Genomic DNA, 23,602 nt, shown 5'->3' on the forward strand with positions numbered 1-23,602 from the left:
TCTAACCCCAAAACCAAAGGGAGCAAACATGTCGCGAACTCTCGTGCTCGTCCGCCACGGCCAGAGCGAATGGAACCTGAAGAACCTGTTCACCGGCTGGCGCGACGTCGATCTGACCGAGCAGGGCCACGCCGAAGCCAAGGCCGCCGGTGAGAAGCTCAAGGCGCGCGGCCTGAAGTTCGACATCGCCTTCACCTCGGCGCTGACCCGGGCACAGAAGACCTGCCAGCACATTCTCGACGCCGTTGGTCAGAGCGACTTGAAGACCATCCGCGACCAGGCGCTGAACGAGCGCGACTATGGCGACCTCTCCGGCCTCAACAAGGACGATGCCCGCAAGAAATGGGGCGAGGAGCAGGTGCATGTCTGGCGGCGCTCCTACGACGTGCCGCCGCCCGGCGGCGAGAGCCTGAAGGATACCGGCGCCCGCGTCTGGCCCTACTACCTGCACGATCTGCAGCCGCATGTGCTGCGCGGCGGCACCGTGCTGGTGGCGGCGCACGGCAATTCGCTGCGCGCGCTGATCATGGCGCTGGACGGCAAGTCCGGCGAGGAGATCGTCAAGCTGGAGCTCGGCACCGGCGTGCCGGTCATCTACACGCTCAACGCCGATTCGACCGTGGCTTCGAAGGAAGTGCTGGAGGGCTGAACCGGCAAGCCGCTGGCGGGTTTGAAAAAAGCGCGTTGACAGCAATCGCTTGCCCGCTTATTGAGCCCGCACCAGCCCAGATGGCGGAATTGGTAGACGCGCACGGTTCAGGTCCGTGTTCCGCAAGGAGTGGAGGTTCGAGTCCTCTTCTGGGCACCAAATTCCCGTTTCGAATCGTTCGACGGTTCAGAAACCCTAAGAGAAAACGCCCGGTTCGCCGGGCTTTTCTTTGTCTGAAGCGTCGTTGCCGGACCGCCACCGACTGTCAGCGAACTGACAGGTCCCTGTTCCAATGTTCGTCCGACCGCGATCACGTCCGATCCTGCAATGCTCGCCGGCAATACTCGCCGCTGGTCGTTCAAGTACGGCCAAAGGGGCTCGGCACGACAAAGCTTTGACATGATCGCGGCTAGTTTGGAAACGCTGCAAAAATCGGAAGGCTCGGATGAACCCCACCTACACAAATGCGCAGAAGGCCATGCATTGGGCGGTGTTTCTGCTGGTCATCGGCCTTTATGGCCTGACTTATGTGACGGACCTCTTTCCACGCGGCGATCCCGGCCGTGCGCTCGTCTGGTGGCTCCATATCTCGTTCGGAATGTTGCTGTTCGCGCTGGTGGTGATCCGCCTCGGCCTGCGCCTGGCACTGGGAACGCCCGGGTTGCCGGGGGAAATGTCAGAGCTGGAACGATGGGCGGCCAAGGTCGCGCACCTGCTGCTTTACGCGCTGCTGATGGCCATTCCGGCCCTCGGCATCCTGCTCACCTGGTACAGGGGTGACGCGCTGAGTTTCTTCGGCCTCTTCACCGTTCCGGCTCCGGTTGCGCCCGACCGCGACACGGCCCGGTTCATAAGGGAGATGCACAGCCTGTGCGCTAACCTGATCCTCATCCTTGCCGGACTGCATGCGGCGGCGGCGCTGTGGCATCATTTCATCCGCAGGGACGATGTGCTCAAGCGCATGCTGCCGGAGACGGCGGGCTCCTGAGATGCGGCGTCAATCCGGGGCGATTGTTCTTCGGCTGCGAATCGCGACGTTGGTTTCAAGTCTCCCCGATCTCGTCATCGCGGCGCGACGGCTTGGCGGCCAGCAACCAACCTCCCCTCCCGGCTAGGCGCTGAACAAACCGCTTCAAACCGTCCGGGCGAGGCGCTACGCTCGCAGCCATGTCGCAAGCCACCAACCCGATCTTCTCGACCCGTCGCGATCAGGCGTTCCCGACGCTGGCCGAGGCCGACATCGATCGCATGCGCCGGTTCGGCGAGGCCAGCGCCTATGCCGCCGGCGAGCACATCGTCAAGGCAGGCGACGTGGCGCCCGGCCTGATCGTCGTCCTGTCGGGCAGCGTTGACATCACCCAGGATGGCGGGCTCGGCCGGCGCGAAACGCTCATCACCCACGGTCCAGGCAGCTTCGTCGGCGAGTTGGCGCAGCTTTCGGCCCGCCCCTCGCTTGTCAATGCCGAGGCCGCCGAGCCGGTCGAGGCGTTCGTCATCCCCTCGCGGAGGCTGCGCGATCTGATAGTACAGGAGGCCAGTCTCGGCGAGCGCATCATGCGGGCGCTGATCCTGCGCCGTGTCGGACTGCTCGAAAGCGCCACCAGCGGGCCCATCATCATCGGACCGCTCGACAATGCCGACGTGTTGCGGCTGCAAGGCTTCCTGGCCCGCAGCGGCCAGCCGCACCGGGTGCTGGATTCCGGCAGCGACCCCTGCGCGAAAACCCTGGTCGAGCGCTTCAACGTCGATCCGCATCATCTGCCGGTGGTGCTGTGTCCGAACGGCAGGCTGCTGCTCAACCCCGGCGAGAAGGACCTCGCCCGCTGCATCGGCCTGGTCAGGCCGATCGATGCCGATACAGTGTATGACGTGGCCATTGTCGGCGCCGGGCCGGCCGGGCTGGCCGCGGCGGTCTACGCGGCGTCCGAAGGGCTGTCGACAATCGTGCTCGATTGCCGTGCCTTCGGCGGCCAGGCCGGCGCCTCCTCGCGCATCGAGAACTATCTCGGCTTCCCGACCGGCATTACGGGCATGGCGCTGATGGCGCGCGCCTACAATCAGGCGCAGAAGTTCGGCGTCGAAATGGTGATCCCCGACGAGGCCAAGCTGTTGAGCGCCGCGCCCGACATGTCGGGTGCCCGTTACCTGCTCGACGTCGGCGATGGCGAGACCGTGCGGACGCGCAGCGTGGTGATCGCCAGCGGCGCGCGCTACCGCCGCCTCGATGTCGCCAACCTGTCGCGGTTCGAGGGAACGTCCGTGCACTATTGGGCCTCGCCCATCGAAGCACGGCTTTGCGCCGGCCAGGAGGTGGCGCTGGTCGGCGCCGGCAATTCGGCTGGGCAGGCGGCCGTCTACCTAGCCAGCCATGCGCGCAAAGTGGTGCTGCTGGCGCGGGGCGGCAGCCTCGATGCCAGCATGTCGCGCTACCTGATCGAGCGCATCAAGGCGCAGCCGAACATCGAGGTGCTGACCGAGACCGAAATCGAGGCGCTGGAGGGCGAGGAGGGCAATCTTGCCACCGTGCGTTGGCGCAACCGCGTCAGCGGCGAGGGAACGACGCGCCCGATCCGCCATCTCTTCCTGTTCATCGGCGCCGACCCGAACACCGACTGGCTCGCGCAATGCAATGTGGCGCTGGACGCCAAGGGGTTCATTCGCACCGGGTCGGAGCTTGGAACGGCGCACGGCCTGATGGAGACCAGCCGCGGCGGGGTGTTCGCCATCGGTGACGTGCGCTGCGGCTCGGTCAAGCGCGTCGCGGCGGCTGTCGGCGAGGGTGCCCAGGTGGTCGCGGCCTTGCATGCTTATCTGGCGCGGGACGGTAGCCTCGCCACGGAGAGCAATTTCAGGGAAAGTGTGTAACGGTTTCCCGGGAAAATCGCGCAGCGCTTTCCCTGGGGGAATTGCGCAGAGATACAGTTGAGCCCAACTGGCCAGGAGAATGTGATGGCGGATGAATGCAGACATGCGGCTGGGATCAAGGACGTGACGCCGAGCGCACTCGGTTGCGAGGAGTGCCTGAAGAGCGGATCGTGGTGGGTGCATCTGCGGCTCTGCCGAACCTGCGGCCATGTCGGCTGCTGCGACGACTCGCCCAACCGCCACGCCACCAAGCATTTTCACGCCACCAGTCACCCCGTCATCGAGGGCTATGATCCGCCCGAGGGCTGGGGATGGTGCTTTGTCGACGAGATCTTTCTCGACCTCGGCGACCGCACCACGCCGCAGAACGGACCGATCCCGCGGTTTTACTGAAGTTTCGAAGAGCCAGGAGAAAAGCGGTTCGGCTGATTTATCGCACCGAGCTGGTGACGGTGCGGTCGACGTCGGGAACGGATTTGCGGTCGTTGCCGGCAAGGGCCGCGATGAGGAGCAGGCTGGCCACGACGGGGACGAACAGGACGGCGATTCGGGCCTGGACATGAAGAATGGCGCGCCATTCGTTGCGCTTTTCGGGGCTGTTGCTCATCATACTCACTTTGTCATGCCCCCCAAGGCGTCACATAACCGTGAACGGTTAAGTAACTCCTTCCGGCTTTGTTAACCGGCTGGAGTTCGGCCCGGTCTCAGCCCAGCCCGATCCGCCTCGCGCCTTGTCGGAACAGCGCTTCCGCGTTGGGCTCGAAACGGAACGTCCCGATAAAATCCTCGCTCGAATAGTGCGGCAATGCCTTGCGGATTGCGGCGGCGAAGCCGCGCGCCTCGTCGAGCCGGCCGGCCAGCGCCAGGCAGTGCGCGGCGATCGCCAGGATGATGGCGTGCGCATTGGGCCGCGCCGCCGCCTTCAGCGCCCATTCGGCCGCTTCCTCGAACTGGCCGAGCCGGACGTGCGCCATGGCTCTTGCGCCCAGCATGCCGAACAGAAGCGGGTCGAAGGGGCTCAGATGGCGCGAATGGTCGGAGGAGCCGATCGCCGCCCGCGGATCGCCCGACTGCGAGTGGACGAAGGACAGCGCATAATGGCCAAGCGCGAAATTGGGGCTGAGATCCACCGCCCGTTGCAGTTCGACGAGCGAGCCGTCCTGCGCGCCGCGCAGCCATAGCGCCCGCCCCATGGCCCAGTGCGCGGCCGGATTGTGGTCGTCCACCAGCAGGCTGTGGCCGGCGCTCTCGAAGGCCAGCGCGCTCTCCCGGTCGCGGTCGCCCCAGCGCTGGAAGGCGTTCTGCCAGTGGGTGAAGGACAGGCCGGCATAGGCGCGGGCAAAGGTCGGGTCCAGTTGCAGCGCCCGGGCGAAGAAATGCCGCGCCTGCTCGTTTTCCGCCTGGGTGAAGCGGTACATGTGCCAGAGGCCGCGATGATAGGCTTCCCACGCGTTGAGCGAATTGGGCGCCTTCAGCATGGCGCGGTTGCGCTCGACCGTTTCGATCTCGGCCGATATCGACGAGACGATGCTGTCGCCGATGTCGTCCAGCACCGCGAAGATGTCGTCGGGCCGGCGCTCGAATGTCTCGGCCCAGACGATCCTGGCCGTGCGCACCTCGACGAGCTCGACGCCGACGATCACCCGGCCGGCCAGATCGCGCACCGTGCCGGTGGCGACATAGTCGACGTTCAGTTTTCTGCCGGCCTCCTCGGGAGCAATGGCCTTCTCGGCCAGCGCGAACACCGATCCGCGCGCGATGACGAAGAAATCCCTGAGCTTGGCGAGGCGGGTGATGATGTCGTGTGTCAAACCATCGGCCAGTCCGCCGCGCGCGCCGCTTTCCTCGGTAAACGGCATGACCGCCAACGACGCATGACTTGGTTCGACAGGGCCGGCTTCATTCGCCGTGGCGACCAGCTGCGACAGCGCGGGCAGCAAGGCCGGCTGCCGTTGCTCCGAAGCACTTGCCCCTTCATCGCGGATCGCCCGCCACGCCGCGCGAAGCGGTGCGAAATCCAATTGCTCCGACCGGAACAGCAGTTCGGTTGCCGCCAGGTGCTGCTCGGCCGCGCCGATCTCGCCGCGCCGGACCATGCTGGCCAGCAAAGTCACATGGGCGCGCCCGTCGAACGGCGCCAGTTCCACCCACCGGTCGAGATGGCCGATCGTCTCGTCGCAATCCGGCGGCAGGTTTTCGACGAGCTGTTCCAGCACCGCCGCGTGGCAGGAGTTGAAGCGGCGGCGCTGGGCGATCAGCCAGCTGTTGAAAAGCGGGCTGCGCTCGAGCTCCAGGCCGTCGAGCAAATCGCCGGCGAAGAGCCCGGCCAGCGCTCGCAGCCGCTCCACATCAAGCGTGCCGATTCCTTGCGCCGTGGCGCGGCTGATCTCCAGCGCGTCGACCAGGCAACCGTTAAGATCGAGCGCGACCATATCGCCCTGCGTAGAGACCCGGCGCCGCTCCGGCGCGTCGAGCACACCGCGCAGCTTGCTCAGGCACCAGCGCAGCTCGCCGCGCGGATCGTTGGGCACATCCCAGAACAGCTCGCACAGGCGGCTGCGCCCGACCGGATGCGGCGCCAGCGCCAGATAGACCAGCAGCGCCCGCAGTTTGCGCGATGCCGGCAGTGCCACCGGCACGCCGTTGCGGGAGATCGTCAGCGATCCGAGCAGGCGCACGGACAGGCCCGGCATGTCGCTGTCCTGCCTCGACGGGGCGGATTCCACGTGCGTTTCCACGCCTGCTCCCACGCTGGCCTATCGGCTTCTTGTGTATCACCGAAACCGACAAGGCGCATCCGAAGGCGGGTTTCTCCGCTGCTGCCCCATTGCCGTATCGCTGGCACGTCAGTCCTAGCGTGGCAAGGTCTCGAAACCTCGCCGCCCAAACCGCCGGTCTGTAACCGGCCCGTGAAATTGAAGACGATCACGATCGAGGAGATCAAAGATGTTGAATAGGCAAAAGATCAGGACCACCGCCGGACGCGGCAGGCTGTTCGACAGCATCCTGGATACGGTCGGCGACACGCCGGTGGTGCGCATCAACAACCTCGCACCGGCGCACGCGACGATCTACGTGAAGGCCGAGTTCTTCAACCCGGGCGCCTCGGTGAAGGACCGGCTGGCGCTCAACATCATCGAGGAGGGCGAACGCAGCGGCGCGCTCAAGCCGGGCCAGACGGTCGTCGAGGCGACCAGCGGCAACACCGGCATCGGGCTTGCCATGGTGTGTGCACAGAAGGGTTATCCGTTGGTCGTCACCATGGCCGACAGTTTCTCGGTCGAACGCCGCAAGCTGATGCGCATACTGGGCGCCAAGGTGGTGCTGACGCCGCGCGCCGAAAAGGGTTTCGGCATGTACAAGAAGGCGGTCGAACTGGCCGAGGCCAATGGCTGGTTCCTCGCCCGCCAGTTTGAAACCGCCGCCAATGCAGCCATCCACGAGGCGACGACGGCGCGCGAGATCGTTAATGATTTCGCCGGCTCGCGGCTCGACTGCTTCGTCACCGGCTATGGCACCGGCGGCACCGTCGTCGGTGTGGCGCGCGTGCTGCGCCGCGAGCGGCCCGACATTCGCATCGTGCTCGCCGAACCGGCCAATGCGCAGCTGATCGGCAGCGGCAAGACGCAGCAGCGCGGCACCGATGGCGCCCCCGCCGCCAGTCATCCGGCTTTCGAGCCACATCCGATCCAGGGCTGGACGCCGGATTTCATCCCCAACGTGCTGCAGGAAGCGATCGACGCCAGCCTCTATGACGAGGTGATCCCGATCGCCGGCCCCGAAGGCATCAAATGGGCCAAGGCATTGGCGCGGAAGGAAGGCATCTTCACCGGCATTTCCGGCGGCGCCACTTTCGCCGTGGCGCGGCAAGTCGCGGAGAAGGCGCCGGCCGGGTCGGTGATCCTGTGCATGTTGCCCGATACCGGCGAACGCTACATGTCGACGCCGCTCTTCGACGGCATCGAGGCGGACATGGACGCCGAGGAGATGGCGCTGTCGCGCTCGACGCCCGGCTGCCAGTTCCCGGCCGCTTGACAGGAGGACCGGTCATGGATGCCGCGCGAGAATCGCTCGAAATGCTGGACGAGGAGACGCTCGATCCTTCCGACTGGGCCGATGCGCACGCCCTGTCGCACCGGATCGTTGACGACGCCGTCGATTATCTGCGCGACGTGCGCCATCGCCCGGTCTGGCGGGAGATGCCGGCGGATGTGCGAGAGGTCTTCGCGGCAAGCCTGCCGCGATCGCCGGCGCCGCTGGCCGCTGTCTATGACGAGGTCTCCCGCACCGTGATGTCCTACCCGATGGGCAACATCCACCCGCGCTTCTGGTCCTGGTACATGGGCTCGTGCAATCTCGCCGGCGCGCTTGGCGACTTCCTGGCGGCGGTTCAGGGCTCCAACCTTGGCGGTGGCAACCATGCCGCCGCGCTGATGGACAGCCAGGTGGTCAACTGGTGCAAGCAGATGCTGGGCTTTCCCGCATCCGCCTCCGGCACGCTGGTCAGCGGCGGCTCGATGGCCAACATCATCGGGCTGACCGTGGCGCGCAACACCAAGGCCGGGATCGATGTGCGCGAGCACGGCGTCGCGGCAATCGAGAAGCCCCTGCGCTTCTACGGCTCGGACCAGATCCATTCCTGCCACCGCAAGGCGATGGAAGCGCTCGGCCTCGGCAATCGGGCATTGCGCCGAATTCCGACTGACTCGAGCTTGCGCATCGACGTAGATGCCTTGCGGGTTGCGATCGCGGAGGACCGCGGGGCAGGGTTCATGCCGGCCTGCGTCATCGGCAATGCCGGCACGGTGAACACAGGCGCGATCGACGACCTGCGCACGCTTGCCAAGCTGGCGCATGAGGAAGGCCTCTGGTTCCATGTCGACGGCTGTATCGGCGCGCTGATTGCCATTGCGCCGCAAAGCGCGCATCTGGTCGCGGGCATCGAATGGGCGGATTCTGTCGCGCTCGATCCGCACAAATGGCTGCATGCGCCGTTCGAGGTCGGCTGCGCGCTGGTCAGGGATGCCGCCGCGCATCGCAAGACATTCGCGGTGACGCCCGAATATCTTGAATCGACGCCGCGGGGCCTAGCCTCCGGCGAATGGCTGCACGACTATGGCCTGCAGACGACGCGCGGCTTCCGTGCGCTGAAAGTGTGGATGGCGCTGAAGGAGCATGGCGTCGACAAGTTCGGCCGCCTGATCGACCAGAACATCGCGCAGGCCTTCCATCTCGCCGGGCGGATCGAGGCCGAGCCGCTGCTGGAGCTGGCCATGCCGCCGACCATCAATATCGTCTGCTTCCGCTATCAGCCAGGGATCGCCGGCGAGCCGCTGAAAGCGCTCAATACCGAGATCATGCTGCGGCTGCAGGAACAGGGCATTGCGGCACTCTCCGACACCACAGTGCATGGCGAGCACTGGCTGCGCGTCGCGATCGCCAACCACCGCACCCGGCGTGACGATCTCGATCTTCTGGTCAGGGAAACGGTGAGGCTGGGGCGGGGGATCGCGGCGGAAGGGTCATCCGGGGATTAGCTCCAAAACGAGAGCGACAGGCATGGGCGGCTATGCGATTCTGCGGCGGTGATTCGGGAGATCCGACCGTGACGCTCTTTCGTATGGCCGTGCTCGCGGCATTGGTCTTGGCCACCCCGGCCGAAGCCGCCGACATGGCCTTCTTCGTCAAGAATCTGCGCGAGCAAGCGGTTGCCGTCGAATTGTTCAGCCGGGACCGCGAGACGGTCTGGCCGGGTAACGACAAGGTGTTCCTGATCGATCCGGGCTCTCGGAAATCGGTGCCGATCTCGTGCAATCAGGGCGAGCGCATCTGCTATGGCGCATGGGTCGACGGCAACGACCGGATCTCTGCCGGCGTCGGGCCGGATAACGACCAGCCTTGCGACAATTGCTGCTTCATTTGCGTCGAACATTCGACCGAAACCATCGACCTGGTGCCATAGGGAGCAGGCAAGGACCTGTCGGACCCAAATTAAGTCGGGGGTCGAAACACCAGCCCCACTTTCGCGACTCAACACAGCGTGCCATGGTCGCGTCGCGGCCGGGTGGGCCGCTTATCCAGGGGGTTACCATGTTCTACGCCTACGCGCGCCGCACCTTGGCCGCGCTTTCACTTGCCATGCTGATCGCGCCGTCGGCCCATGCCGGCGATGTCACCTTCGCCATCAAGAACAGCCATCCCAACGCCATGCGCGTCGAGCTCTACAGCCAGGACCGCGACTATGTCTGGCCGGGCAACGGCAAGGATTTCTATCTTGACGACGGCGAGACCAAGTCGCTGCCGATATCCTGCAACGAGGGTGAATCGATCTGTTACGGCGCCTGGGTCGATGGCGACGAGGGCACCTATTGGGGCGTCGGTCCCGGCAACAAGGAAAAATGCGAGGATTGCTGCTACACCTGCAGCGGCGGCGAAACCGAGGAGATCAACCTGGTCCCCTGACCGGTTTGCCAGCTTGACGGTTTTCCCGTTCGAGCCATAGCTTGCCCAAACACCCAATGCGCGCCGCGTCTGTCGTTCGGACGCGACGTGCTCCAGGCAAGGGAGCCCAGCGATGGCCGGCATGGTCGAAAGCGACAAGATCGATGTCGGGTTTTCCGGCAAGCGCTGCATCCATTCGCGCAACTGCGTGCTCGGCGATCCGCATGTCTTCGTGCCCAATGCGCCGGGCCAATGGATCCATCCCGAGGCCGCCAGCGTCGAGAAGATCGTCGCCATCGCCGAAAACTGTCCCTCCGGCGCCATCACATACAGCAGGAAGGACGGCGGGCCGCAGGAACAGCCGCCCGTGGTCAACACGGCGCGCATCCGTGAAAACGGCCCGCTTGCTGTTCACGCCGAAATCGTGCTCGACGGCGAGACGTTCCATCGCGCCACGCTCTGCCGCTGCGGCGCGTCGGAAAACAAGCCATTCTGCGACGGCAGTCACACCAACGCAGGTTTCACGGCCACCGGCGAGCCGGCGCTGAAGGACACGCCGGCCCTCGAGGCGCGGAATGGGCCACTCAATGTGACGCCGACGAAGAACGGCCCGCTCAAGCTAGAGGGCAATCTCGAAATCGTCACCGGCACCGGCCACACAATCGACCGCACGAGGGTTGCCTTCCTCTGCCGCTGCGGCCATTCGGCCAACAAGCCGTTTTGCGATGGCAGCCACAAGAAGGTGGGGTTTATCGGCTGAAGCCGGCGCTCTCCCCCCTTGAGGGGGAGATGTCGCCGAAGGCGACAGAGGGGGTCGGTGCGCGTGAAGCGCTAACCTGTTGTTTCGCCGCGAAGAGGGCGCCGCGTCAGGTCGGACCGACCCCCTCTGGCCTGCCGGCCATCTCCCCCTCGAGAGGGGAGAATACGCTCTCCACCGACTGGCCCATCGCTCCCGCCTTTATCCTCCGGGCCGTATCGGCTAAGGGCTTCGCAGCAGAATTCCTCGTGTCCGGACCGCCACAAGAAATGACCGCCAAACCCAAACCCAAACCTCTCTTCCTCGGGATCGACACCGGCGGCACCTATACCGATGCCGTGCTGTGGTCTGAAACCGAAGGTCCGCAAGCGGGGCCTAACAAGGGGAAGGTGCTGGCCAAGGCCAAGGCGCTGACTACGCGGCATGATCTGGCCGTCGGCATTTCCGGCGCCGTCGACGCGGTGCTGCAGAAGGCCGGCACCGATCCGACCGCCATCAAGCTGGTCTCGATGTCGACGACGCTCGCCACCAATGCGCTGGTCGAGGGCCAGGGCGGCCGCGTCGCGCTGGTCATGATCGGCTTTTCCGAAGCCGACCTTGCCCGCGATGGGCTTAAGACGGCGCTTGGCACTGATCCGGTGGTGTTTTGTCCAGGCGGCCATGACGTCCACGGCAATGCCGCCAAGCTCGATCTGTCCGGGCTGGAGGCCGCCTTGCCGGAACTCGGCGCTTCAGTGTCCGGCTTTGCCGTCTGCGCCTATTTCGCCACCCGCAATCCAGCGCACGAGGTCGCCGCCCGCGACCTGATCCGCGAGAAGACCGGCCTGCCGGTTACCGCCAGCCATGAACTGTCGGCCAAGCTTGGCGGCCCGCGCCGGGCGCTGACGACGCTGCTCAACGCCAGGCTGATCTCGATGATCGACCGGTTGGTGGCGGCAACCGAGGGCTTTCTCGATCAACGCGGTATCGCCGCCCCTCTGATGGTGGTGCGCGGCGATGGCGCGCTGGTCTCGGCGGCATTCGCCCGCCAGCGGCCGATCGAGACCATACTCTCCGGCCCCGCGGCCAGCCTGGTCGGCGCCCGCCACATGACCGGGCTCGACAATGCCATGGTGTCCGACATTGGCGGCACCACCACCGACGTGGCCGTCCTCGACAAAGGCCGGCCCAGGCTCGATCCGGAAGGCGCCACCGTTGGCGGCTTCCGCACCATGGTCGAGGCCGTCGCCATGCGCACCTTCGGCCTTGGCGGCGATTCCGAAGTGACGCTGGAGGACGGCGCGCTCAACCCGAAGGTCCTGCTCGGGCCGCGCCGCCTGGTGCCGCTGGCGCTTGCCGGCATGGCGCATGGCGAGGCGGTCAAATCGGAGCTCGAACGCCAGCTGCGCGCGCCCAACACCGGCCGCATGGATGGCCGCTTCGCGGTCCGCACCGGCGTGCCGGACAGGCTTGCCGCGGGTCTGACCGCCCCGGAAGCACGGCTGTACGAGGCGATCGGCGCGACGCCGCTTGCCCTCGACCGGCTGCTGACGTCGAATGCCCAGAACGCCACCTTGAACCGGCTGGTGTCGCGCGGGTTGGTGCACATTTGCGGCTTCACCCCGTCGGACGCGGCACATGTGCTCGGCAAGCAGGCAAACTGGGATGCCGCCACCGCCCGCCTCGGCGCCGAACTGTTCGCCCGCAGGCGCGACGGCCGTGGCCAGCCTATCGCAGCCTCGCCGGAAGCGATCTCGGAGCGGGTGCTGGTGACGCTAACGCGCTGGTCGGCCGAATACATCCTCGAAACCGCCTTTGCCGAGGACGGGCTCGACGGCGCCGCGACCGTGGCGCATGCGCTGGTCCAGCGCGCGGTCGACGCGCACCCCGGCATCGCTCGCCTCACCGTCGCGCTCGACCGCCCGGTGATCGGGCTGGGCGCCTCCGCGCCGCTGCACTACGCCGGCCTTGCGCCCTTGGTCGGCAATGATTGCGTGGTGCCTGAGGACACCGATGTCGCCAACGCGCTCGGCGCCGTGGTCGGCCAGGTCAGGGTTTCGGCCGAGGCGCGGGTCAGCCAGCCCAAGGAAGGGCTGTTCCGTCTTGCCTCCGGGGAAACCGTGCGCGACTTCCTCGACGAGGCGGCGGCGATCGCGGCGGCCGAGGCCGATGTGCGGGCGATAGTCGCCCAGCGGGCCCGGGATGCAGGCACCGACAGCGCCGAGATCGATGTCGCGACCGAGTTCCGCGTGTCGACCGTCGAAGCCCAGCGCATGTTCATCGAGGCGCATGTGGTGGCGGTGGCCTCGGGCAGGCCAAGGATCGCGGTGTGAGCGCCAAATCTCCCCCCTCGAGGGGGAGATGTCGCCAAAGGCGACAGAGGGGGTCGCCGCGCGTGGAGTGCTGACCTAGATGAGCCGCAGGACGTCGGCGTCCAATCGATCCGACCCCCTCTGGCCTGCCGGCCATCTCCCCCTCAAGGGGGGAGATACGCGGCTACGCGGCGGCAAAATGCGGGACCTTCACCCTTAGCCGAATTGACCCTTGCGCCCTGACATGCCAAAGGCCGGCCAAGCCTTTCGCCTGGAGAAAGCCCTGATGACCGATCGCGTCGAAATCGCCGGATTGCGGATTGCCCGCGAGCTTCACGACTTTGTCGCCAACGAAGCACTGCCGGGAACCGGCATCGATGCGGACACATTCTGGACCGGCTTCTCGGCCATCGTCCACGATCTCGCGCCGAAGAACCGGGCGCTGCTGGCAAAACGCGACGCAATGCAGGAGAAACTCGACGGCTGGTATCGCGACAATGGCGCACCCGTCGACATGGAAACCTACAAGGCCTTCCTGAAGGAGATCGGCTATCTCGTTCCCGAAGGGCCGGCCTTCAGCGTGTCGACGGAAAATGTCGATCCTGAAATCGCTGTCGTTGCCGGGCCGCAGCTGGTCGTGCCGGTGATGAACGCGCGCTATGCGCTGAACGCCGCCAATGCGCGCTGGGGCTCGCTCTACGACGCGCTCTACGGCACCGACGCCATTCCTGAAACGGATGGCGCGCAGAAGGGCAAGGGCTTCAACCCGGCGCGGGGCGCCAAGGTCATTGCCTGGGCCAAGGATTTCCTTAACCAGTCCGTGCCCCTGACCTCGGGCAAATGGGCCGGTGTCAACGGATTGTCGGTGGCGAACGGCGCGCTGAAGCTGGGCGAAGGCGCCGGCTCCACCACGCTCGCCGACCCGAAACAATTCGTTGGCTATCGCGGCGATGCCGCCAATCCGCAAGCCGTGCTGCTGGTGAAAAATGGACTGCATATCGAGATCGTGATCGACCGCGACAACCAGATCGGCCGCACCGATCCGGCCGGCATCGCCGATGTCATCCTGGAATCGGCACTGACCACCATCCAGGACTGCGAGGATTCGGTCGCTGCCGTGGATGCGCAGGACAAGGTCGTCGTCTACCGCAACTGGCTTGGCCTGATGAAGGGCGACCTGGCTGAGGAGATCACCAAGGGCGGCAAGACTTTTACCCGCAAGCTCAATCCCGACCGCGCCTACACCGCGCCCGCCGGCGGCACGCTGACCTTGCCCGGCCGCTCGCTGATGCTGATCAGGAATGTCGGCCACCTGATGACCAATCCGGCGATCCTGGACCGCGACGGCAACGAGGTGCCGGAAGGCATCATGGACGCGGCCGTCACGGCGCTGATCGCATTGCACGATGTCGGGCCGAAGGGCCGCCGCGCCAATTCCCGCGCCGGCTCGATGTATGTGGTGAAGCCGAAGATGCACGGGCCGGAGGAAGTCGCCTTCGCCGTCGAGATTTTCGACCGTGTGGAAGCCTTGCTCGGCATGCCAAGGAACACCATCAAGATGGGCATTATGGACGAGGAGCGGCGCACCACCGTCAACCTCAAGGAGGCGATCCGCGCGGCAAAAGACCGTGTCGTCTTCATCAACACCGGTTTCCTCGACCGCACCGGCGACGAGATCCACACCTCGATGGAAGCCGGCCCGATGATCCGCAAGGGCGACATGAAACAGGCCGCCTGGATATCCGCCTACGAAGCCTGGAATGTCGACATCGGGCTCGAATGCGGGCTGGCCGGCCACGCCCAGATCGGCAAGGGCATGTGGGCGATGCCGGATCTGATGGCCGCCATGCTGGTCGAGAAGATCGCCCACCCCAAGGCCGGCGCCAACACCGCCTGGGTGCCGTCACCGACGGCGGCCACGCTGCATGCCACGCACTACCACAAGGTCGATGTGCACGCCGTGCAGGCGGCGCTGAAAAATCGGCCGAAGGCAAAGCTCGACGACATCCTGTCGGTGCCGGTCGCCGTACGGCCCAACTGGACGCCCGACGAGATTCAGCGCGAGCTCGACAACAATGCGCAAGGCATTCTGGGCTACGTCGTGCGCTGGGTCGACCAGGGCGTCGGCTGCTCCAAGGTGCCTGACATCAACGATGTCGGCTTGATGGAAGACCGCGCCACGTTGCGCATCTCTTCCCAGCACATCGCCAACTGGCTGCGCCACAAAGTGTGCTCGCAAATCCAGGTGATGGATTCCCTGCAGCGCATGGCGGCCATCGTCGACCGCCAGAATGTCGGCGATCCATTCTACCAGCCGATGGCGCCGGATTTCGACGATTCAATCGCTTTCCAGGCAGCCTGTGATCTCGTGTTCAAGGGCACCGGCCAGCCCAATGGCTACACCGAGCCGGTGTTGCATGCACGCCGGCTGGAATTGAAGGCGAAGGGGCGGGCCTGAGAGGATCGGGCGGCCGGGAGCTTCGGCGTACCCTTGGAGGCGGCCCGAAGGGCCGGGTGGGTCGTGTGTGAAGTGCGCCGGCTCACGTGCTCCGAACTCATGCGATAAGAAGTCTCTCGGCCAGATGGATGCGGCCGTGGGTCTCGCTGGCGTCGAGCGCGCGCCATCGCTGACTACATTACCGAACCGTAATGCTCCAGCAAGGCTTCCGACAAGTCGCCGCGTCATAGTGTTCAAGGGCGATCGGGGCCTGACGTGGAGGAATATCATGACCAGAAGACTTGTTTCTGCAGCGATCATCGCGGTGTTCGCAGCGGCACCAGCCTTTGCGGCGACAGAGTATTTTGTGGCTCAAAAGGTAAGCGACAAGACGTGTTCCGTCGCCACTACCAAGCCCGACGGCAAGACAGTGATGATGGTCGGTAAGACGTCCTACAAGACCGAGGCCGCAGCGACCGCCGCGATGAAGGCCGCCATGGAGTGCAAGAAGAAATAAGGATTTCGCGATTTTGCGGAATGGCGGGCCTGCTGGCCACTCAAGCGCCCGCCATCATTCTTGAAATTATATGAAGCGATGAAGAGATCTATTCTCAGCGCTCGGCGTGGCATTGCGTTGGTCGTCACGATACCGGTGCTCGAAGCCACCGCCGCTGCCACCGCCGTGATCGACCAGCGCTGGCCCGCCGCAGTGGAAAAGGCCGCCGCAAAGAAGCACAAGAAACACAGGAGGTATAAGGCCGCGACTGGAACCTATTGATCCCGGCCGTCATCACCACAGCCGACGGCCATACTGGGTCCGCTCGCGCCGAGAGTCGGAGCGCAGTCAGCGGCGGTATCCCAGGCCCTTGCGCCACCTGCTCCGAACTCATGCGACGGAAAATCGCCTCGGCCAGATGACGGCCGGCACTTCGATCCACGCGCTCGGCGCCGAGAGTCGAACTCGCCGATCGCATAGGTCCGCATCGGCCAAGAAGTTGGCCGGCCGTTGCGCCTGTCACAGCACATTCATTGTATCAGCGTAACCTAATGGAACGTCGGGTTTCGACCGCTATGCAGGAAGCGCCATGCCTGTTCCCACCGAATATGATGCCGGATGCTCCAAAACCTCCGTGGAGCTGTCGGAGGGCTTTGAGGGCTGGTTTGCCCGCGTATGCGAGGGCGGCCAGGAAACGTTCCATGAATTCAGGCGCGAGCGCGATGCGGTTGCCTTCGCACACACCCAACGCATGCGCCTCGGGCTGCCCTGTCCGCCACTGGAGCGCACGGCATACGGCTCCGGTAAGGCAATCAGAAAGATCAACCAGATAGCAGATGTGCTGAGAACCAATAGGTTCGGTCGGCTCCTCCAGTTGTCGGCGCTATCACTAAGCGAACCAATTCGGTCGCAAAGGCTCCGGCATCGCGTCGCGAGCGATGCAAGGCAGGCCTTGTCCAAGCTCAAGGCGGCAACGCGAAGTCGCGGCTTGTTTATCGATTGCGGATCAAACATCGGCCAGGGGTATAAATTCTTTTCCCGGTACTACACGCCCGACCACTTTGACTACATTCTTGTCGAGCCAAACAAGAATTGCCTGGAGTACCTTCATGGTTTGCGCTCGGAAAACGGCGCCATGGAGATCGTGGCCAAGGCTGCGAGCGTGAAAGATGGCTATGCCGAACTGCTCGGTCCCCCGCCAGAGCGCTCAGACCCTACCTACGAAGGCTGCTCTATAGTTCCCGGCCACAACGGAGGCTTGTATCAGTCGCAGCGATTTGCGCCGGAGCTCGTCGAAACGTTTTCGCTGTCACGGATGATCCAAGCCAAGCGTAGCCTTTACGAAGTGGTCGTTCTCAAACTCGATGTCGAAGGGGCGGAGTACGAGATTCTGGACGACATGATCCGTTCGGGGCTGCATCGTGATCTCCATGCCGCTTATGTCGAGTTCCATTCCCCCTATATGAGGAACTCGGAAGGACGAAGGACCGCTGCCATGGAACGCGAAATTGTCCGTGAGTTCCTGGAGGCGGGCACGCCTATAAGCAGATGGATGTAGCGTCCGCTATCGGAGTGTACTTGTTCAGCGGATCCGCCCCGGCCTCAACATGAGGATCAATTCCAGTCCGGAGCTTCTCGACGCCCGCTTGCCCGACGCGGAACAGCGTTCAGTGGTTGTTCTGAATGGCCACCCGACAGGATTCGAACCCGCGGCTTCTGCCTTGCGAGGAAGTGGGCGACAACTGTCATCTTTGCGTCACTGCGTCACCATTATATTAGCAATGTCTTGATGAGCCCGTCATCGACGCCGGAATCCAGGTATGAGGCGGAGCATAGACATCGGCGATGAGGTGACGCTGACGGCGACTATCTTGATGGTGCGTCGGAGTGGTCGAGCGTGTGTGAGCATTCCAAGCTACGACCTCCCAATTGCCATTGAGCCTCCGAGGAAAGCCAAGCCCGGCGAAAAGGTGGCGATAACGGGATACGTGACGCGCGTTGATGATGAGGCAGGTAAGGTGACAGTCAAGATTACCGCTCGGGTCATGGTCGAGATCGACACCGCAACGGCCCAAAGGAAATCGTACCCATCCGAGCGACAGAAACCGTTTCGCGACAGGTGGGAATGAAACCCACAGGGGGCCGAGACCGCACAGATCCTGCGCCACCTTGGCGCGGGGGAGCACGCAATAGGGCTGCCAATCCTGGGGAAGCGTTGTTTTCCGACACGCGCGCGTGGGTGGAGATGGGTTCCAAACGGAATATGTCGAATCATTTTTCCGACGATCCTATAATCGCCGACGATATCGCATATAGGGTCTCGAAGGCGCTCGAGAGCGGCACGATTCAACGATTTCACAGGGTGGGCAGATCGCCCCGAATTGCGGAAACAAGATCCAGAATCGGCACGGTTCCTGGCTCAGCCTGTCAAGATCGTGAGCGACTTCGCCGCCGCCCTCCTTCCCGCCGTTCTGCTTCTTGGATTCTGTTCGTAACGTTGAGCCGGCCTTCTGTCCGGACCCTGGCAGGATACGCCGTCCTCACGGCGCTGGTTGGGGCCGCTATATGGGCTGGCGTTCGCAACTACCCCCGGTATCTTCTGAAACGGCTTCTCTCACGCCGCCAGCGGGACATCTCAACGATTGAGGCCCGGGAGGCAAATACGGTCTTCAATTCCTTCAATGTGGACGGATCTGTGTTCCAACGGCCACTTGCTACGCCGCCTGCGCCATCCGCTCTGAACTCATGCGATAGGAAATCGCCTCGGCCAGATGGATGCGACCGACGGTTTCGCTGGCGTCGAGATCGGCCAATGTCCGTGCCACTTTCAGCACGCGGTGATAGGCCCGCGCGGAAAAGGCGAGTTTTTCGCTGGCATCCTTGAGCAGCGACAGGCCCGCGGCATCCGGCATGGCGATTTCCTCGATGACCGCCGGCGCGCAATGGGCGTTGGTGGTGGCGCGGGTGGCGCCGAGCCGCTCGAAGCGTTCGCGCTGCAGTGCGCGGGCCCGCGCCACGCGCAGCGCCACATCGGCACTCTTCTCCGCACGGTCCGGCCGGATCAGGTCGCTGGCCGAAACGGCCGGCACTTCGATCCTGAGATCGATGCGGTCGAGCAACGGACCGGAAATGCGCGCCTGGTAGTCGGTGCGGCAGCGTTCGCCGCGCAGGCAGCGATAGCCGGGTTCGCCGGCCATGCCGCAGCGGCACGGGTTCATCGCCGCCACCAGCTGGATGCGCGCCGGATAGGTGACGCGATGGTTGGCGCGCGCGATCATGCAGTCGCCGGTCTCCAGCGGCTGGCGCAGCGCGTCGAGCGTCTGCGGCGTGAATTCGGGAAATTCGTCGAGGAACAGCACGCCGTGATGCGCGAGCGACACTTCGCCGGGCCGCGCCCGCAACCCGCCGCCGACCATCGCCGCCATCGAGGCCGAATGATGCGGGGCGCGGAACGGCCGCCGGTCGGTCAGCTTGCCTTCGCCGAGTTCGCCCGCCACCGAAGCGATCATCGAGACTTCCAAAAGTTCCTTCGGCGCCAGCGGCGGCAGAATCGACGGCAGCCGCTGCGCCAGCATCGATTTGCCCGAGCCCGGCGGGCCGACCATCAAGAGATTGTGGCCGCCAGCCGCCGCCACTTCGAGCGCGCGCTTGGCCGTCTCCTGGCCCTTGATGTCGGCGAGGTCGGGCAGGTCGCGCGCCGAAGCGTGGATGCCGGCTTCGGGCCGCGACAGCACCTGCGTGCCGCGGAAATGGTTGGCGATCGCGATCAGGCTGCGCGGCGCCAATATGTCGAAATCCGCGCCGGCCCAGGCGGCTTCCGGTCCGCAGGCGAACGGGCAGATCAGGCCCTTGCCTTCGGCATTGGCGCCAATCGCCGCCGGCAAGGCGCCGGCGACGGCGGCAATCGTGCCGTCGAGCGACAATTCGCCGAGAACGACGTAGCCGGCCAGCATGTCGCCCGGAATGGCGCCGAGAGCCGCCATCAGGCCCAGCGCGATCGGCAGGTCGTAATGGCTGCCCTCCTTCGGCAGGTCGGCGGGCGCGAGATTGACCGTCACCTTCTTCGACGGCATCGACAGGCCCGACGCATGAAGCGCCGCCTGCACCCGCTCGCGGCTTTCGGCCACCGCCTTGTCCGGCAAGCCGACGATCTGCATGCCGACCTTGCCCGGCGCGACCATCACCTGCACGTCGACCGGCACGGCCTCGATGCCCTGGAAAGCGACCGTGCGAACCCGCGCCACCATCGTGTTGCCCCCGGATACGGGCTGGCCTCAGCCCGTGCGATCAGGCCGAAATGGCCTCTTCGGCAGACAATCACAGTTTCTTGATCAAATCAAGAACATTACAGGAACAAGCCATCGCGGAAGTTGCAACGGAATTGCAGCCGATTGCATAGACAGAACAGGGTTAATACGACATGAAAACGGCCTACTTGCGCCGCTTGTCCTCCACCGCGTCCCAGAACAGGCTGGCGATGTCGGCACCGCCGAAGCGCGCGACTTCGCGCACGCCGGTCGGCGAGGTCACGTTGATCTCTGTCATGTAGTCGCCGATGACGTCGATGCCGACCAGGATGAAGCCGCGTTCCCTGAGCGACGGCCCGATGCGGGCGCAGATCTCGCGTTCGCGCGCCGTCAGCTCCGTCTTCTCGGCACGGCCGCCGACATGCATGTTGGAACGGGAATCGTGCTCGGCCGGCACCCGGTTGATGGCGCCGACCGGCTCGCCGTCGATCAGGATGATGCGCTTGTCGCCCTTGCGGACGTCCTTGAGGTAACGCTGCACGATATAGGGCTCGCGGAAAAGCTGGCCGAACATTTCGAGCAGCGAGGCGAGGTTGCGGTCGGCTTCCAGCAGATGGAAGATGCCGGCGCCGCCATTGCCGTAAAGCGGCTTGATGATGATGTCGCCGAACTCCTTGCGGAAGGCGGCGACTTCGAGCGGATCCTTGGTGATCAGCGTCTCCGGCATCAGGTCGGAAAACTCGGTGACGAAGATCTTTTCCGGGCTGTTGCGCACCCAGGCCGGATCATTGACCACCAATGTCTTCGGATGGATGCGCTCCAGCATATGCGTCGTGGTGATGTAGTTCATGTCGAAGGGCGGGTCCTGGCGCAGCAGGACGACGTCCATCTCGGACAGGTCGGTGCGCACCTTCTCGCCCAGCGAGTAATGATTGCCCTTCTCGTCACGCACCTGCATCTCCTCGATGCGGGCAAACACCTTGCCGTCGCGCAGCGACAGCCGGTCGGGCGTGTAGTGGAACAGCTGGTGGCCGCGCCGCTGCGCTTCCAGCGACAGCGCGAACGACGTGTCGCCGGCGATCGAGACGCTGGAGACATGGTCCATCTGGACGGCGATTTTCAACTTCATGGCGGGTCCCCAGCGCAGTCGACGAGAGCGATATAAGGGTCGCCGCGCCTTCTGCCAATCCGGCCAGCGCCTTAACGGTTGAAGACCAGCCCGGGATAGCCACCGGCGGCATGGCCGGAATGGCAAACGGCGGCCTCCGGCGCGGGATCAAAAGAAGGCGCCAGCCGGCCGCCGTCTAGTCCGCCACGGCGTCGGCTCCCTGTCTCCATAGGCGGGGCGTTCGGCCCACGCTGCTGCGAAACACCCGCGTCAGATGGCTTTGATCGACGAATCCACAGGCCAAGGCTACTTCGGAAATGCCGAGCCTGCTTTGGCGCAGCAACGTCTTTGCCTTCTGGATGCGCTCGTTCATCAGCCACTTGTAGGGCGGAACGCCAACGGTCTGACGAAAGGCGCGGGCGAAGTAGCTGACCGACAGACCGCAGGCCTGGGCGATGTCGACGATGGCGATGTCGCCGCTCAAATTGGCCAGCATCATCTCGCGGGCCCGCTGCATTTGCCATGGCGCCAAGCCGCCAACGAATTTGGCAGGCCCGTGACTGGGGGCGTAGGTCCTAACGAGGTGGGCATGGAAGGCCAGCGCCACTTGATCGATGAACAACTGGTCGCTCGATCCGTAGTGAGCGGCCTTCGCCTCCAGGGCGCGGCTCAGGCCATACAGGATCGGATCGTTCACGCCGCCCAGGATCGTTCGCAGACCGACAGGCGGCCGCTCACCAAGGTCGTATGCGAGATCGTGCAGGGTCCGCCTCGATATTTGCAGGCGCAGAAAGTCCACGGATTGATGGAGATGCGCGATCGGAGATGCCTCCAGGTCCAGAAGGACCACATCGCCGGCATTGACTTCGGGATAGTTGACGTGACGACCGTCGATCCAGCCCTCCATCTTGGCTATTGGCGACAGGTAGACGATCACCGCGAACCCTGGCTCGGGTGCCACCGCGCGGGTGAGGCATGGCCCGGCCTGGAGGCGGCTGATCGCGATCGGGTCCTTCGAGATCGTCTTGGAGAAAAAGGCAGTCTGGACCGGGGCCTTATACCGAAATGCCAGGTACGATTTGAAAACCGCCAGGTCCATATTCTGGCGCGGCACTGAGGTTTCGTCCGAGGCGTTGAATAGTCCGCCGTCTTCGGCGTCGCTTTGCAATGCAGAGCCTTCGCCTGCGCTGAACATCCCGCGCAGAAACGTCTGACGCTGCCGCGCGTGCTCCGGTGACAGGTCTTCCGGGCTGAACGAACGCGAACCGAAAGTCATGGGATGCCTACTCCAGCCAAGTCTCAGGGCATCGCCGCCGCTTGGAAGCGCGGCAGATATTGCCTTGGGTCGTCGAGGCGCAACCGCCGCCACCGCGCAGGGCTCTTTCCTTCAAGTTGCGAGAATATGCGCGTGAAATGGCTTTGGTCGGTGAACCCGCAGGCCACGGCGACCTCCGCTGCTGGCATTTCCATGTTCAGGAGAAGGTTCTTCGCCTGTCTGACGCGCTCCCTCATCAACCATTTGTGAGCGGGCATTTCGGCCGTGCGCCTGAAAGCCCGGGCAAAGTAATTCACGGACAGTTCGCAGGCCTCCGCCAGTTCCGCGAGTGTAACGCCTTCCGCGATCCTTGCGGACATCAACTCGGTGGCACGCCGGTATTGCCAGGGCGCCAGTCCTCCCCGCAGAGGCTTGATGCTGCGGAGTTGGCCGTAGGTCTGGGCAATGTGAAGGTGAAAGGCGAGCGCCACGTGGTCAAGGAATAGAGCGTCCTCATCGCCGAACATCTGCGTCTTCTTCAGCATGGCGGTGCCTAGCCCGAAGAGAACCGAGTCCTCCGCGCCGAAGGTGGGACGCAGTGACCCGATCGGCGGCCGACCGAACTCATCAGCGAGATCATCCAAGCTGCGCTGCGACATCTGCACCCGCAGGGTTTGCATTGGATCTCGGATCAGAACCCTTGGCGAGGTGCCGAGGTCAAAGATGCAGATTTCGCCGGCTCTCATCGCCCCCAAGGCTTCCTTGCGCCCCTCCATTCGCGCCTCCAGTCTCGGCAAGGGCGTCAGGACGATATGGACCGAAAAGGCCGCTTCGGGTTCCGGCTTTAACGTCCATATGCCGGAAGGTTCGGGTACGGCGACATGCGTGAATATCGTTGGGTCTTTCGAGATACCCTTGGCGAAACAGCTTTTGGTGGAGGCCGCACGGAATCGACGCTGTATCAGGGCGTCGTGGTGGTCGATTTGCGTGGCCGGATCATTCATCGATCTTCACCATCTGAGCTAACCTTGCGCTCTGCAGCCTCCGATTTCCAGA

Annotated in this window: 20 protein-coding genes and 1 tRNA gene; 15 read left to right on the forward strand and 6 right to left on the reverse strand. The window is 64.5% G+C overall.

Features of this window, described 5'->3' with window-relative positions; all coding sequences use genetic code 11:
• Positions 1 to 28 precede the first annotated feature (28 nt).
• The 5 genes from FJ930_RS21400 (at position 29) to FJ930_RS21420 (ending at position 3,907) form a co-directional block, all read left to right on the forward strand.
• Positions 29 to 649: a 2,3-bisphosphoglycerate-dependent phosphoglycerate mutase gene (locus tag FJ930_RS21400; protein WP_141839995.1), complete on the forward strand. Its 621-nt coding sequence runs from the start codon at positions 29 to 31 to the stop codon at positions 647 to 649.
• Between the two features lie 74 nt (positions 650 to 723).
• A tRNA-Leu gene (locus FJ930_RS21405) sits at positions 724 to 808 on the forward strand.
• Positions 809 to 1,094: 286 nt separating this feature from the next.
• The gene (locus tag FJ930_RS21410) at positions 1,095 to 1,637 is read left to right on the forward strand and encodes a cytochrome b (RefSeq protein WP_141839996.1); all 543 of its coding nucleotides are present in this window, start codon (positions 1,095 to 1,097) and stop codon (positions 1,635 to 1,637) included.
• Positions 1,638 to 1,816: 179 nt separating this feature from the next.
• Positions 1,817 to 3,514: a cyclic nucleotide-binding domain-containing thioredoxin-disulfide reductase gene (locus tag FJ930_RS21415; protein WP_141839997.1), complete on the forward strand. Its 1,698-nt coding sequence runs from the start codon at positions 1,817 to 1,819 to the stop codon at positions 3,512 to 3,514.
• Between the two features lie 84 nt (positions 3,515 to 3,598).
• The gene (locus tag FJ930_RS21420) at positions 3,599 to 3,907 is read left to right on the forward strand and encodes a UBP-type zinc finger domain-containing protein (RefSeq protein WP_141839998.1); all 309 of its coding nucleotides are present in this window, start codon (positions 3,599 to 3,601) and stop codon (positions 3,905 to 3,907) included.
• Between the two features lie 37 nt (positions 3,908 to 3,944).
• On the opposite strand, the gene FJ930_RS21425 is transcribed toward FJ930_RS21420, so the two are convergent.
• Both FJ930_RS21425 and FJ930_RS21430 read right to left on the reverse strand, forming a co-directional pair.
• Entirely contained in the window at positions 3,945 to 4,124 is a 180-nt protein-coding gene (locus FJ930_RS21425) for a hypothetical protein (protein WP_140740759.1), read from the reverse strand.
• Between the two features lie 94 nt (positions 4,125 to 4,218).
• On the reverse strand, positions 4,219 to 6,207 hold the full coding sequence (locus tag FJ930_RS21430; protein WP_141839999.1) for a transcriptional regulator: 1,989 nt from the start codon (positions 6,205 to 6,207) through the stop codon (positions 4,219 to 4,221).
• Between the two features lie 253 nt (positions 6,208 to 6,460).
• Between FJ930_RS21430 and cysK the strand changes: the two genes are divergently transcribed.
• The 10 genes from cysK to FJ930_RS21480 all read left to right on the forward strand — a co-directional run bounded on the left by cysK (position 6,461) and on the right by FJ930_RS21480 (position 17,494).
• Positions 6,461 to 7,549 (forward strand): cysteine synthase A, encoded by a 1,089-nt coding sequence (gene cysK, locus FJ930_RS21435; protein WP_141840000.1) that lies wholly within the window; start codon positions 6,461 to 6,463, stop codon positions 7,547 to 7,549.
• 14 nt (positions 7,550 to 7,563) lie between these two features.
• Positions 7,564 to 9,051: an aspartate aminotransferase family protein gene (locus FJ930_RS21440; RefSeq protein ID WP_141840001.1), complete on the forward strand. Its 1,488-nt coding sequence runs from the start codon at positions 7,564 to 7,566 to the stop codon at positions 9,049 to 9,051.
• A gap of 68 nt (positions 9,052 to 9,119) precedes the next feature.
• On the forward strand, positions 9,120 to 9,476 hold the full coding sequence (locus FJ930_RS21445) for a hypothetical protein (RefSeq protein ID WP_141840002.1): 357 nt from the start codon (positions 9,120 to 9,122) through the stop codon (positions 9,474 to 9,476).
• A 128-nt stretch (positions 9,477 to 9,604) separates the two neighbouring features.
• Entirely contained in the window at positions 9,605 to 9,976 is a 372-nt protein-coding gene (locus FJ930_RS21450) for a hypothetical protein (protein WP_140765778.1), read from the forward strand.
• Between the two features lie 112 nt (positions 9,977 to 10,088).
• Complete coding sequence (locus FJ930_RS21455) at positions 10,089 to 10,715, forward strand: CDGSH iron-sulfur domain-containing protein (RefSeq protein ID WP_141840003.1); 627 nt, start codon at positions 10,089 to 10,091, stop codon at positions 10,713 to 10,715.
• A gap of 266 nt (positions 10,716 to 10,981) precedes the next feature.
• Positions 10,982 to 13,024, forward strand: coding sequence for a hydantoinase/oxoprolinase family protein (locus FJ930_RS21460; protein ID WP_141840004.1), 2,043 nt, complete (start codon positions 10,982 to 10,984; stop codon positions 13,022 to 13,024).
• 265 nt (positions 13,025 to 13,289) lie between these two features.
• Complete coding sequence (locus FJ930_RS21465) at positions 13,290 to 15,461, forward strand: malate synthase G (protein WP_141840005.1); 2,172 nt, start codon at positions 13,290 to 13,292, stop codon at positions 15,459 to 15,461.
• 268 nt (positions 15,462 to 15,729) lie between these two features.
• Entirely contained in the window at positions 15,730 to 15,957 is a 228-nt protein-coding gene (locus tag FJ930_RS21470; protein WP_246676979.1) for a hypothetical protein, read from the forward strand.
• A gap of 78 nt (positions 15,958 to 16,035) precedes the next feature.
• Positions 16,036 to 16,218: a hypothetical protein gene (locus FJ930_RS21475; protein WP_141840006.1), complete on the forward strand. Its 183-nt coding sequence runs from the start codon at positions 16,036 to 16,038 to the stop codon at positions 16,216 to 16,218.
• A gap of 307 nt (positions 16,219 to 16,525) precedes the next feature.
• Positions 16,526 to 17,494: an FkbM family methyltransferase gene (locus tag FJ930_RS21480; RefSeq protein ID WP_246676980.1), complete on the forward strand. Its 969-nt coding sequence runs from the start codon at positions 16,526 to 16,528 to the stop codon at positions 17,492 to 17,494.
• Positions 17,495 to 18,650: 1,156 nt separating this feature from the next.
• On the opposite strand, the gene FJ930_RS21485 is transcribed toward FJ930_RS21480, so the two are convergent.
• The 4 genes from FJ930_RS21485 to FJ930_RS21500 all read right to left on the reverse strand — a co-directional run bounded on the left by FJ930_RS21485 (position 18,651) and on the right by FJ930_RS21500 (position 23,550).
• A complete protein-coding gene (locus FJ930_RS21485; RefSeq protein ID WP_141840007.1) occupies positions 18,651 to 20,183 on the reverse strand; it encodes a YifB family Mg chelatase-like AAA ATPase in 1,533 nt (510 codons plus the stop codon).
• Positions 20,184 to 20,367: 184 nt separating this feature from the next.
• On the reverse strand, positions 20,368 to 21,312 hold the full coding sequence (gene gshB, locus FJ930_RS21490) for a glutathione synthase (RefSeq protein ID WP_140612624.1): 945 nt from the start codon (positions 21,310 to 21,312) through the stop codon (positions 20,368 to 20,370).
• A gap of 175 nt (positions 21,313 to 21,487) precedes the next feature.
• A complete protein-coding gene (locus FJ930_RS21495) occupies positions 21,488 to 22,567 on the reverse strand; it encodes an AraC family transcriptional regulator (RefSeq protein ID WP_141840008.1) in 1,080 nt (359 codons plus the stop codon).
• Positions 22,568 to 22,590: 23 nt separating this feature from the next.
• The gene (locus tag FJ930_RS21500; RefSeq protein WP_141840009.1) at positions 22,591 to 23,550 is read right to left on the reverse strand and encodes an AraC family transcriptional regulator; all 960 of its coding nucleotides are present in this window, start codon (positions 23,548 to 23,550) and stop codon (positions 22,591 to 22,593) included.
• Positions 23,551 to 23,602: the final 52 nt, after the last annotated feature.

It is taken from the genome of Mesorhizobium sp. B2-4-15 (assembly GCF_006658505.1).
Classification (GTDB): Bacteria; Pseudomonadota; Alphaproteobacteria; order Rhizobiales; family Rhizobiaceae; genus Mesorhizobium.